Origin of the sequence: Streptomyces sp. NPDC091279, assembly GCF_044757465.1 — a bacterium.
GTDB lineage: Bacteria > Actinomycetota > Actinomycetes > Streptomycetales > Streptomycetaceae > Streptomyces.
Genome location: NZ_JBIVVA010000002.1, coordinates 664,459 through 676,583 on the forward strand (window position 1 = coordinate 664,459; position 12,125 = coordinate 676,583).

At 71.1% G+C, this 12,125-nt stretch carries 9 protein-coding genes and 1 pseudogene; 9 read left to right on the plus strand and 1 reads right to left on the minus strand.

Annotation, left to right across the window (positions count from 1 at the left end; translation table 11 throughout):
* Nucleotides 1–138 precede the first annotated feature (138 nt).
* The 7 genes and pseudogenes from ACIQOU_RS06485 (at nucleotide 139) to ACIQOU_RS06515 (ending at nucleotide 8,151) form a co-directional block, all read left to right on the plus strand.
* The gene (locus ACIQOU_RS06485) at nucleotides 139–981 is read left to right on the plus strand and encodes a nitrilase-related carbon-nitrogen hydrolase (RefSeq protein ID WP_401534388.1); all 843 of its coding nucleotides are present in this window, start codon (nucleotides 139–141) and stop codon (nucleotides 979–981) included.
* Nucleotides 982–1,079: 98 nt separating this feature from the next.
* A pseudogene (locus ACIQOU_RS06490) lies at nucleotides 1,080–1,343 on the plus strand (aminotransferase class III-fold pyridoxal phosphate-dependent enzyme); the annotation flags it as partial.
* A 25-nt stretch (nucleotides 1,344–1,368) separates the two neighbouring features.
* Complete coding sequence (locus ACIQOU_RS06495) at nucleotides 1,369–2,943, plus strand: PucR family transcriptional regulator (RefSeq protein WP_401534389.1); 1,575 nt, start codon at nucleotides 1,369–1,371, stop codon at nucleotides 2,941–2,943.
* A gap of 155 nt (nucleotides 2,944–3,098) precedes the next feature.
* The gene (locus ACIQOU_RS06500) at nucleotides 3,099–3,941 is read left to right on the plus strand and encodes a nitrilase-related carbon-nitrogen hydrolase (RefSeq protein ID WP_401534390.1); all 843 of its coding nucleotides are present in this window, start codon (nucleotides 3,099–3,101) and stop codon (nucleotides 3,939–3,941) included.
* 109 nt (nucleotides 3,942–4,050) lie between these two features.
* Nucleotides 4,051–5,451 (plus strand): dihydropyrimidinase, encoded by a 1,401-nt coding sequence (gene hydA / locus ACIQOU_RS06505; protein WP_401534391.1) that lies wholly within the window; start codon nucleotides 4,051–4,053, stop codon nucleotides 5,449–5,451.
* 11 nt (nucleotides 5,452–5,462) lie between these two features.
* Complete coding sequence (locus ACIQOU_RS06510) at nucleotides 5,463–6,482, plus strand: TIGR03842 family LLM class F420-dependent oxidoreductase (protein WP_401534392.1); 1,020 nt, start codon at nucleotides 5,463–5,465, stop codon at nucleotides 6,480–6,482.
* A gap of 130 nt (nucleotides 6,483–6,612) precedes the next feature.
* Nucleotides 6,613–8,151 carry an NCS1 family nucleobase:cation symporter-1 gene (locus ACIQOU_RS06515; RefSeq protein WP_401534393.1) on the plus strand — a complete coding sequence of 513 codons (1,539 nt, stop codon included), beginning with the start codon at nucleotides 6,613–6,615 and terminating at the stop codon, nucleotides 8,149–8,151.
* A 21-nt stretch (nucleotides 8,152–8,172) separates the two neighbouring features.
* Here the strand turns inward: ACIQOU_RS06515 and ACIQOU_RS06520 are convergent, their stop codons facing one another.
* A complete protein-coding gene (locus ACIQOU_RS06520) occupies nucleotides 8,173–8,850 on the minus strand; it encodes a hypothetical protein (protein ID WP_401534394.1) in 678 nt (225 codons plus the stop codon).
* A 368-nt stretch (nucleotides 8,851–9,218) separates the two neighbouring features.
* Between ACIQOU_RS06520 and ACIQOU_RS06525 the strand changes: the two genes are divergently transcribed.
* The gene (locus ACIQOU_RS06525) at nucleotides 9,219–11,036 is read left to right on the plus strand and encodes a gamma-glutamyltransferase family protein (RefSeq protein WP_401534395.1); all 1,818 of its coding nucleotides are present in this window, start codon (nucleotides 9,219–9,221) and stop codon (nucleotides 11,034–11,036) included.
* 139 nt (nucleotides 11,037–11,175) lie between these two features.
* Nucleotides 11,176–12,021 (plus strand): inositol monophosphatase family protein, encoded by an 846-nt coding sequence (locus ACIQOU_RS06530; RefSeq protein WP_401534397.1) that lies wholly within the window; start codon nucleotides 11,176–11,178, stop codon nucleotides 12,019–12,021.
* Nucleotides 12,022–12,125 lie beyond the last annotated feature (104 nt).

The window sequence follows — 12,125 nt, forward strand, 5'->3', positions numbered from 1 at the left end:
CAGAGTGTGAAATGTGATCGTCTCAGCGGGTTAACGACGATGGTCTTGGCAAGGGCGACGGGGAGGCTTACGTTCGTCCCTCCACGGCCTGACGTCTACGGGCGTAGAGGCGCCGACGTCCCGTCGAAGGAGCAGCTCATGGCCAACGTCGTCCGCGCGGCTCTCGTCCAGGCCACCTGGACCGGAGACACCGAGTCCATGATCGCGAAGCACGAGGAGCACGCCCGTGAGGCGGCCCGCCTCGGCGCGAAGGTCATCGGGTTCCAGGAGGTCTTCAACGCCCCCTACTTCTGTCAGGTCCAGGAACCCGAGCACTACGGGTGGGCCGAGCCGGTGCCCGACGGCCCGACCGTGACCCGGATGCGGGAGCTGGCCCGCGAGACCGGCATGGTGATCGTCGTCCCGGTCTTTGAAGTCGAGCAGTCCGGGTTCTACTACAACACCGCCGCCGTGATCGACGCCGACGGCAGCTACCTCGGCAAGTACCGCAAGCACCACATCCCGCAGGTCAAGGGGTTCTGGGAGAAGTACTACTTCAAGCCGGGCAACGCGGGCTGGCCCGTCTTCGACACCGCCGTCGGCCGGGTCGGCGTCTACATCTGCTACGACCGCCACTTCCCCGAAGGCTGGCGGCAACTCGGCCTCAACGGTGCCCAGTTGGTGTTCAACCCGTCGGCCACCTCACGCGGACTCTCGGCCTATCTGTGGCAGTTGGAGCAGCCCGCGGCGGCCGTCGCCAACGAGTACTTCATCGCCGCCATCAACCGGGTGGGACAGGAGGAGTACGGGGACAACGACTTCTACGGCACCTCCTACTTCGTCGACCCGCGCGGACAGTTCGTCGGCGAGGTCGCGAGCGACAGCGCCGAGCAACTCCTCGTGCGGGACCTGGACTTCGACCTGATCGACGAGGTCCGCCGGCAGTGGGCGTTCTACCGCGACCGGCGCCCCGACGCCTACGAGGGGCTGGTGAACCCATGACCGAGGACCTCCTCGGCCGCCACCGGGCCGCGCTCCCCGACTGGCTCGCCCTCTACTACCGGGACCCCCTGGAGATCACGCACGGCGAGGGACGGCACGCCCGGGTGCCGCACGTGCGTGAGGTGCGCGGACGGGGCCTGATGATCGGCGTCGAGCTGACCCGGCCGGGCACCGACCTGGCCGACCCGGACGCGGCGTCGGCGGTGCTGGAGGCGGCCCGCGCGGGCGGACTGCTCCTCGGCAAGGGCGGCGGCCACGACACCAGCGCCCTGCGGATCGCCCCGCCGCTGTCCCTCACGGTCGCGGAGGCCGAAGCGGGCGCCGAGATCCTCGACCACGCTCTGAGGAGCCTCACGCAGTAGTGCACTGAGCAAGGGAACGTCTCTGATGAACACCACCTTCGCGGCCCTGGAGCGGCTGGAACCGGCGCTGTCGGTCCGGCAAGTCCTCCAACTGGAAAGGGTGTTGGCCGGGGAACCGGAGGTGGTGGCCGGGGTGGCCCAGCTCGACCGGGCGGTGCGCTGGGTGCATGTCGCCGAGGCACCCGACGTGGGCGTGATGCTCACCGGCGGCGAAATGGTGCTGACCACCGGGGTGTTGCTCGCCGGTGACGAGGAGAAGCAGGCCGAGTACATCCGTTCGCTGCACCGCGCCGAGGCCGCCGCCGTCGTCCTGGGGCTCGGCCGGGCCTTCCCGAGCCCGCCGGACGTGATGCGCCGGGCCGCCGAGCGGTGCGCGCTGCCCATGGTTGTGCTGCACCGGCCCTTCCCCTTCGCGGAGTTGACCGAGGTGGTCCAATCCCGCCTGGTCCGGCGGAAGTTCGCCGCCGTCAGCCTCTCCGAGGCGGTCCGTACCGCACTCACCGGACTCATCACCGCGGGCGCCCCGCTGCAACGCCTCCTCGACGAGATCGCCGCGCACAGCGCCTGCCCGGTCGTCGTCACCAACCTCGCCCACCGGGTCCTGGCCACCGCCGGTGAACGCTCCGCCGTGGACGATGTGCTGCGCGACTGGGAACGCATCGCCCGGCAGGCCGGCGGCAACGAGGGCGACGGCTGGATTCGCGCCGAACTCGCCGGACGCGGCGAACGCTGGGGCCAGATCGTGCTCTGCGGCCACCGGGGCGACACCGCCACCGGACGCCTCCTCGCCGACCGCGCCGCCGAGGCCCTCGTCCTGCACCGCATGCTGGGCGGCAGCTCCGCGCACACCTGGGAGGAGCAGTCCGCGCAGAGCCTGCTCACCGACCTCGTCAGCGGCGTCGTTCCGGCCAGGCAGTTGCTGCCCCGGGCGCGGGCCGCCGGACTGCCCGTCAACCGGCGGACGTTCGTGCCGCTGGTCGTCCGCGACAGCGACCCCGGCCAACTCGACCGCGTGCTGCGGATGCTGGGCCTGTCCGGACTGGTCGCCGAACTCGCCGACGGCGCCACCGCCGTCCTCCTCAGCCTCGCCCGCGACCAGGACGCCCCGGCCCTCACCGGGCACTTCGCGGCCCGGCTGCGCTCCGAGTCGGGAGCCCTGCGGGCGGTGGTGGCCGCCGCCGACCCGCGCACCGTCTGGGACGACGTGCCGGCCGGACTGCGCGAGGCCCAGCACGTCGCCGACGCCGTCGCCGACCACTCGGCCGCCCTCGACCTGCCCGCCGTCGTCCGCCTCAGAGACGTTCATCTGCGCGGTCTGGTACGGCTGTTGCGGGACGACCCGCATGTACAGGCGTTCGCGGAAAGGGAGTTGGACGGGCTGCTGTGCGCGGCGGACGAGGATCTGCTGTCGGTGCTGCGGACCTACCTCGCCACCGGCCGCAACAAATCCCGCACCGCCCAGCTCCACCACGTCTCCCGGCCCGCCCTCTACCGTCGCCTGGAAGCCATACAGGGCCGCCTCGGCGTCGACCTCGACGACTTCGAACAGGCCGCCTCGGTGCACATCGCCCTCCTCGCGCACGACGCGCAACAGGGGTGAAACATGACACGACCTGGGAAAACGGCGGTGAAACATGCGTCGACAAGGACGTGACACGGTGACACGCCACACGCCCGCAGACGTGACACGGTGCAACTCAAAGCAGGCTTTCGGACTTCCTAGCCTTCTCGCACACCGAGTGACCGGAGGTTCCGATGAGCCGAGTGATCCGCGCCGCCATCTTCCAGACCGCCTGGACCGGCGACAAGGAATCGATGATCCAGGTACACGAGCAGGCGGCACGCGACGCGGCCGCGCAGGGTGCTCAAGTCCTGTGCTTCCAGGAGCTGTTCTACGGGCCCTACTTCTGCCAGGTCCAGGACAAGGCGTTCTACGAGTACGCCGAGCAGATCCCCGACGGCCCGATCGTCAAGCGATTCCAGGCGCTGGCCAAGGAGTTGGGGCTCGTCCTGGTGCTGCCCATGTACGAGGAGGAGCAGCCCGGCGTCCTCTACAACACGGCCGCGGTGATCGACGCCGACGGCTCGTACCTCGGCAAGTACCGCAAGCACCACATCCCCCAGGTCGAGGGATTCTGGGAGAAGTTCTACTTCAAGCCGGGCAACGGAGGCTGGCCCGTCTTCGACACCGCCGTGGGCAAGATCGGCGTCTACATCTGCTACGACCGCCACTTCCCGGAAGGCTGGCGGGCGTTGGGCCTGGAGGGCGCCGAGATCGTCTTCAACCCGTCGGCCACCTCGCGCGGACTCTCCGCCTACCTCTGGCAGTTGGAGCAGCCCGCGGCGGCCGTCGCCAACGAGTACTTCGTCGGCGCGATCAACCGGGTCGGCGTCGAGGAGCTCGGCGACAACGACTTCTACGGCACGAGCTACTTCGTCGACCCGGAGGGCCAGTTCACCGGCGAGGTGGCCAGCGACAAGGAGACCGAACTCGTCGTCCGCGACCTCGACCTGGCCAAGCTGCGCGAGGTCCGCGACCGCTGGCAGTTCTACCGGGACCGCCGTCCCGACGCGTACTCCCCGCTGACCGCTCCCTGACCCGCGCCGTCCGCCCTTCGCGGGCCCGGTGCACGGGGACCGGGCCCGCGGGGCCGCAGTCAGGCCCGCCGAGAAGCCGTCGGCACCGTCCGTCCAAGAAAGAGGGAGTATGAGTCGTACCGTCATCCGTGGTGGCCTCGTGATCACCGCGTCCGACGAACTGCACGCCGACGTCCTGATCGAGGACGGCCGGATCGCCGCCCTGGCCGCGTCCGGCACCCCGGCCGCCGAGGCCTGGACGGCCGAGCGGACCATCGACGCCACCGGGAAGTACGTCATCCCGGGCGGCGTGGACGCGCACACCCACATGGAGATGCCGTTCGGCGGCACCTTCGCCGCCGACACCTTCGAGACCGGCACCCGGGCCGCCGCCTGGGGCGGTACGACGACCATCGTCGACTTCGCCATCCAGAGCGTCGGCGGCGCCCTGCGCGAGGGCCTCGACGCCTGGCACGCCAAGGCCGAGGGCAACTGCGCCGTCGACTACGGCTTCCACATGATCGTCTCCGACGTCACCGAGGACACCCTCAAGGAGATGGACCTGCTGGTGGCGGAGGGCGTCACCTCCTTCAAGCAGTTCATGGCCTACCCGGGCGTCTTCTACAGCGACGACGGCCAGATCCTGCGCGCCATGCAACGCGCCGCCGACAACGGCGGATTGATCATGATGCACGCCGAGAACGGCATCGCCATCGACGTCCTCGTCGAACAGGCCCTGGCCCGCGGCGAGACCGACCCGCGCTACCACGGCGAGGTCCGCAAGGCCCTCCTGGAAGCCGAGGCCACCCACCGCGCCATCAAGCTCGCGCAGGTCGCCGGGGCGCCCCTGTACGTCGTGCACGTCTCGGCGGCGGAGGCGGTCGCCGAACTGGCCCGGGCCCGCGACGAGGGGCTCCCGGTCTTCGGCGAGACCTGCCCGCAGTACCTCTTCCTGTCCACGGACAACCTCGCCGAGCCCGACTTCGAGGGCGCCAAGTACGTGTGCAGCACGCCGCTGCGGCCCCGCGAGCACCAGGCCAAGCTCTGGCAGGGGCTGCGCACCAACGACCTCCAGGTCGTCTCCACCGACCACTGCCCCTTCTGCTTCGTGGGCCAGAAGGAGCGGGGCCGCGGCGACTTCTCGAAGATCCCCAACGGCATGCCGGGCGTCGAGAACCGCATGGACCTGCTCCACCAGGGCGTCGTCGACGGGCACATCAGCCGCCGCCGCTGGATCGAGATCGCCTGCGCCTCCCCGGCGCGGATGTTCGGCCTCTACCCGAAGAAGGGCACCATCGCCCCGGGCGCCGACGCCGACGTCGTCATCTACGACCCGCACGCCGAGCAGACCGTCTCCGCCGCGACGCACCACATGAACGTCGACTACTCGGCGTACGAGGGCAAGCGCCTCACCGGCCGCGTCGAGACCGTCCTCTCGCGCGGCGAACTCGTCATCACCGAGCGGGAGTACACCGGACGCGCCGGACACGGCGTCTACACCCCGCGCTCCACCTGTCAGTACCTCAACTAGGAGTCGCGCCCATGGACTTCGGACTCGTCCTTCAGACGGACCCGCCGGCCTCCAAGGTCATCAGCCTGATGCAGCGGGCCGAACAGAACGGCTTCACCCACGGCTGGACCTTCGACTCCGCCGTGCTGTGGCAGGAACCGTTCGTGATCTACAGTCAGATCCTCTCCAGCACAACGAAGTTGACGGTCGGCCCGATGGTCACCAACCCGGGCACCCGCACCTGGGAGGTCACCGCCTCCACCTTCGCCACCCTCAACGACATGTTCGGCAACCGCACGGTCTGCGGCATCGGACGCGGCGACTCCGCGATGCGCGTCGCGGGCCGCACCCCCAACACCCTGGCTCGGATCAGCGGCGCCATGAAGGTCATCCGCGCCCTCGGCCGGGGCGACGAGGCCGACCTCGGCGGCACCGTCGTCAAGTTCCCGTGGGTCAGGCCCGGCGCCGAACTCCCGGTCTGGATGGCCGCGTACGGCCCCAAGGCCCTGAAGATGACCGGCGAGGAGGCCGACGGGTTCATCCTCCAGCTCGCCGACCTCTACCTCACCGAGTACATGGTGAAGGCCGTCAAGGACGCCGCCGTCGCCGCCGGACGCGACCCGTCCGAGGTCAAGATCTGCGTCGCCGCCCCCGCCTACGTCACCGAGGACGACTCGCCCGAGGCGCTCGCCCACGCCCGCGACCAGTGCCGTTGGTTCGGCGGGATGGTCGGCAACCACGTCGCCGACCTCGTCTCCAAGTACGGCGAGCACTCGGCGCAGGTCCCCGACGAACTCACCGCCTACATCAAGGCCCGGGAAGGGTACGACTACTCCCACCACGGCCGCAGCGGAAACCCCGACACCCAGTTCGTGCCGGACGAGATCGTCGACCGGTTCTGCCTGATCGGGCCCGTCGAGAAGCACATCGAGAAGCTCGAAGCCCTCCGGGCCCTGGGCGTCGACCAGTTCGCCGTCTACGACATGCACGACGCCCAGGAGACGGTCATCGACGCCTACGGCACGAAGGTGATCCCGGCCCTCAACGGCTGACCCCCGCCCCCCCCAGTCGACCTCCCCCCTTCCCGCCGGCCCGGGAAGGGGGGAGGGGCGCTCCCCACGCGCACCCCCCTCACTCACCCGCACGGCCACTCCCGTCCCACCTCATCCGATTGGCCTGCCCATGACCGACACCGCCCCCTCGGCCATACCGCCGACCGCCCGAGCCACTCTCACCGACGGCCGCGTGGAGATCGCGCCGGGGACCCCGCTGCCCACCGGCCCCTACGCCAACGAGGACCTGCTGCCGGTCCCCGTCGAGAAGCGGACCTGGACCACGTACAACTTCTCCGCGCTGTGGGTCGGCATGGCCCACAACACCGCTTCCTGGACCCTCGCCTCCGGTCTGATCGCCGTCGGCATGGACTGGAAGCAGGCGGTGCTCACCATCGGCCTGGCCAACCTGATCGTGCTCGTGCCGATGCTGCTCACCGGGCACGCGGGACCGAAGTACGGCATCCCCTTCCCGGTCTTCGCCCGCGCCTCCTTCGGTGTGCGGGGCGCCAACCTCCCCGCTGTCGTACGGGCGTTGGTGGCGTGCGGCTGGTTCGGCATCCAGACCTGGATCGGCGGCGAGGCCATCTACTTCCTCGCCGGGAAACTGATCGGCTCCGGGTGGAGCGACGCCGGGAAGATCGGCGGGCAGGCCTGGACGATGTGGCTGTCGTTCGCGCTGTTCTGGGCGTTGCAGATCGCGATCATCTACCGGGGCATGGAGACGATCCGCCGGTTCGAGAACTGGGCGGCGCCCTTCGTGCTGGTCGGCGCGTTCGTGATGCTGTGGTGGATGAGCACCAAGGCCGGCGGCTTCGGCCCGCTCTTCTCCCAGCCCTCCAAGCTCGGTTGGGGCGGCGACTTCTGGAAGCTGTTCTGGCCGTCCCTGATGGGCATGATCGGCTTCTGGTCGACGCTGTCGCTGAACATCCCCGACTTCACCCGCTACGGCCGCAGCCAGAAGGCGCAGACCTGGGGGCAGGCGCTCGGACTGCCCACCACGATGACGCTGTTCGCGTTCCTGTCCGTGCTGGTCACCTCCGGCTCGCAGGCCGTGTACGGCGAACCGGTCTGGGACCCGGTCCAGTTGGCCGCCAAGACGGACAACGTGGTCGGCCTGCTCTTCGCCCTCGTGACCGTGCTGGTCGCCACCCTGTCGGTGAACATCGCCGCCAACCTGGTCTCCCCGGCCTTCGACTTCTCCAACATCGCGCCCCGGAAGATCAGTTTCCGCACCGGCGCGTTCGCCACCTGCGTGATCGCCGTGCTGATCTGCCCCTGGAAGCTCTACGCCGACCCGCAGGGCTACATCTTCACCTGGCTCGGCCTGGTCGGCGGGCTGCTCGGCACGGTCGCCGGCATCCTCATCGCCGACTACTGGATTCTGCGCCGGGGCAAGCTCGACCTCGTCGACCTGTACCGCACGGGCGGCCGCTACTGGTACGACGGCGGCTGGAACTGGCGGGCCGTGGTGGCCTTCGTCACCGGCGGGGTGCTCGCCGTCGGCGGCGCCAGCTTCGAGCCGTTGCTCGACGGGCGGCCCATCCCGGCGCTCGCACCGCTCGCGTCCTACGGCTGGGCGGTCGGGCTCGGCGCCTCGATGGTCGTCTACCTGGCGCTGATGCTGCCGCGCGGCCGACAGGAGGAGGCCGAAGTCACCGCCGACTGACGGGAGTTGGGCGGGGAGGGCTCAGCCGTCGCTCTTCCCGCCGCTCCGCAGGGCGGCCACCGCCTCCTTGGCGGCCTTGATGGCGCCCTTGTTGATGACGTCCGTGCTCGGCGCCTTCTTCGACTCGAAGTCGCTGCCGTTGTAGGTGATGACCACCAGCGCGTTGGACACCCGGGCCATCACGACGCCCTCGCGGGTCTGCTGCTTGTCGTCGGTGGTGAGGTTCACCACCGAGTAGCCCGCGTCCCCGAGACCGGGAACGTTCCCACCGCCGCTCTTGTCCGCGACCCGCGAGGTGTAGGACTTCTGTGCCGCGTCGTCCGATTCCATCAACTCGTAGGACACGTCGAGCCAGCGGTAGTCGTAGCCCTTGAGCGCGTTCCAGGAACAGGTGCGACGCACGGTCTCGTCCGTCGACCTGATCTCCTTCCCGGCCGTCTTGGTGCCCGGCACGAGCGACGTGATCGTCGCCTTGGCGAGGCTGGTGCACGGGCTGGGCGCGGCGGAGAACGACTTCGAGGGCGTCGGCGCCGAGGAGGGCGCGGTGGCCGACTCGGTGCCGGTCCGGGCGGCTTCCTTGTGCTCGGTGGCCGGAGCGGCGGCGAGCGGCCCGGACGACAGCGCCCAGCCCGCCGCGGCCAGGACGACGACCGGTGACAGCCGTGCCGTCAGAGCGATCGGCAGAGGAAAATCACGCACGGCACACTTTTCGGTGGGGGGCGGTGTGCGGAGGGGGCCCGCACGGCGGACGGGACGACAGTTTCACACGACTCCCTGTGCCAAGGAAGTGCGAACTCGCTCCGTGCGCGGACGGTCACGTGGGGGTGGGGGCGCCGTGTTTCCACGGCCCTCGTACGGGCGTGGCCGGGGCGGCGTCCGGCGGGATCGGCGGCCGGGAACGGTCCGTTCCGCGCCAGTTCGGGCGCGTACGGCCACGCGCGCGTGGTCATCTCCCCTGACTGTCAAGCCCACTTCGTCTCCGAGGCGGGGAGGTACGCGCGCGAGGTGATCGATAGCCTGCCGTCATCAGACCGGTCGGCGTGTGAGAAGGCGAGATGAGAGCCCCTATGTTCACCACCCGCCCCACCCTCCAGGGCACCTTCGGCATGGTGTCCTCCACCCACTGGCTCGCCTCGCAGTCGGCGATGGCCGTGCTGGAGGACGGGGGGAACGCGTACGACGCCGCCGTGGCCGGTGCGTTCGTGCTGCACGTCGTCGAGCCCCATCTCAACGGCCCCGCGGGCGAGGTACCGATCCTGCTCGCGCCCGCCGGTGGCGAGGTGCGGGTGCTGTGCGGTCAGGGCGTCGCGCCCGCCGGTGCCACCGTCGCCCACTACCGGGGCCTCGGCCTCGACCTGGTCCCCGGCACCGGGCCGCTCGCGGCGGCCGTCCCCGGCGCGTTCGACGCCTGGATGGTGCTGCTGCGCGACCACGGCACCAAACCCCTCGCCGACGTCCTTGAATACGCCATCGGGTACGCCGAGGACGGCCACGCGCCCGTGGAGAACGTCGGCGCCACCGTGGAGAGCGTGCGCACCCTCTTCGAGACGGAGTGGACCTCGTCGGCCGACGTCTACCTCGTCGACGGACACGCCCCGCGCCCCGGCGCACTCCTGCGCAACCCCGCCCTCGCCGACACCTGGCGCCGACTGCTCGCCGAGGTCGCCGACGCGGGCGACCGGACGGCGCAGATCGAGGCCGCCCGCGCGGTCTGGCGCACCGGCTTCATCGCCGAGGCCCTGCTGCGCCAGTCCGCCCGCCCCACCCTCGACACCACCGGCACCCACCACACCGGCACCCTCACCGCCGCCGACCTCGCCGGCTGGTCCGCCACCTACGAGGCGCCCGTCACCTACGACTGGCACGGCTGGACCCTGTGCAAGGCGGGCCCGTGGAGCCAGGGCCCCGCCCTCCTCCAGCAACTCGCCCTGCTCCCGGCCGAGTTGCCCGCCCATGGCTCGGCCGACTACGTCCACCTCCTCATCGAGGGCTGCAAGCTCGCCATGGCCGACCGCGAGGCCTGGTACGGCGACGCCGCCGACGTCCCCCTCGACGACCTGCTGTCGGCGCCCTACAACGCGGCCCGGCGCACCCTCGTCGACGAGACGGCCTCCCGCGCACTGCGCCCCGGCAGCCCCGGCGGACGCACCCCGCGCCTCCCCGAGCAGGCGGACGCGATCTCCGTCGGCGGACCCGGTTTCGACCCGTTGGGCGCCGGGGAGCCGACCGTCGCCACGGCCGGCGCCGTTGCCGAGCCCGAGGTCGGGGCCGACGGGGCCACCCGGGGCGACACCTGCCACCTCGACATCGTCGACCGCTGGGGCAACATGGTCGCGGCCACTCCCAGCGGCGGCTGGCTCCAGTCCAACCCCGTCGTGCCCGAACTCGGCTTCCCGCTCGGCAGCCGGCTCCAGATGGCCTGGCTGGAGGAGGGCCTGCCCAACTCCCTCACCCCCGGCCGCCGCCCCCGCACCACCCTCACGCCCTCCCTCGCCCTGCGCGACGGGGTGCCCGTGCTGGCGTTCGGCACGCCCGGCGGCGACCAGCAGGACCAGTGGCAGCTGCACTTCCTGCTCGCCGTCACCCTGCTCGGACAGGCCCGCGGCGGCCTCGACCTCCAGGGCGCCATCGACGCCCCGAACTGGCACAACGACAGTTTCCCCAGCTCGTTCTACCCGCGCGGGATGCGCCCGGGCAGCGTCACCGTCGAGTCGAGGCTCGGCGCGGACGTCATCGCGGAACTCCGCCGCCGGGGACACGACGTCACCGTCGGAGACCCCTGGTCGGAGGGGCGGCTGTGCGCGGTCGCACGGGACCCCCGCACCGGCATCCTGTCGGCGGCGGCCAACCCGCGCGGCATGCAGGGGTACGCGGTCGGACGCTGAGCGGGGGAAGCGACACCGGGGCGCCGGTCACGGGTGCGCGGGGTGGGGCGCCGACCCTGGTTCCCGGTGTTCATCCGGATTCCACCAGCGATGCACCGGGCCGGAGGGGATTGTCAGTGGGGCGTGGTCTCATGGAGGCATGATCGGACACACGGAAACCATCGAAGAGTTTCTCGCACAGCACTCGGCCGACGTGGAGAAGGCGGTCCGCGAGGCCGCCGCGACCGAGATCATGCCCCGCTTCCGCAGCCTCGCCGCGCACGAGGTCGACCAGAAGAGCGGCCCGCACGACCTGGTGACGGACGCCGACCGGCTCGCCGAGCGGTACCTCACCGAGGCCCTCGGCGCGCTGCTGCCCGGCTCCGTCGTCGTCGGCGAGGAAGCGGTCCACGCCGACCCGGCCACCTACCAGGCGATACAGGGCGACACCCCCGTCTGGATCGTCGACCCGGTCGACGGCACCCGCCAGTTCGTGCACGGCGACACCGGCTTCTGCACCCTCGTCGCGCTCGCCCGGCACGGCGTCCTGCTCGCCTCCTGGACCTACGCGCCCGCCCGCGACCAGCTCGCCACCGCCCTCAAGGGCCAGGGCGCCTTCCTCGACGGCACCCGCCTGCACGCGGGAGCCCCCGCACCCGGCCACGCCCTGCGCGTCGCCACCTCCCACCCCGACTACACGACCGAGGAGGAGAAGCGCACCCTGCTCCCGCTCTCCGTCGACGGCGTCGCACCGCGCCCCTGCGGCTCGGCCGGTCTTGAGTATCTCGCCGTCGCCCGGGGCGAGTTGGACGCCACGGCGTTCACCTGGGAGGCCGCCTGGGACCACGCGGCCGGCCTCCTCCTGGTCGAGGAGGCGGGCGGCACCCAGCTCACCCTGAGCGGCGAACCGTTCCGGATCACGGGCGGCAACACCGTGCCGTTCACCGCGGCCCGCGACGCGGCGACCGCGCACCGGGTGCGGGAGCTGCTCGCGGGCGGCGCCTGACAGGCGCACCGGCGCCCCGGTGATCCACCCGCCCCGGTCGTTGTCAGTGGTCCGGCCTATCCTGATCCCACTGGCCATCGGCTGACGTAAGGGGTCCGAAGGTG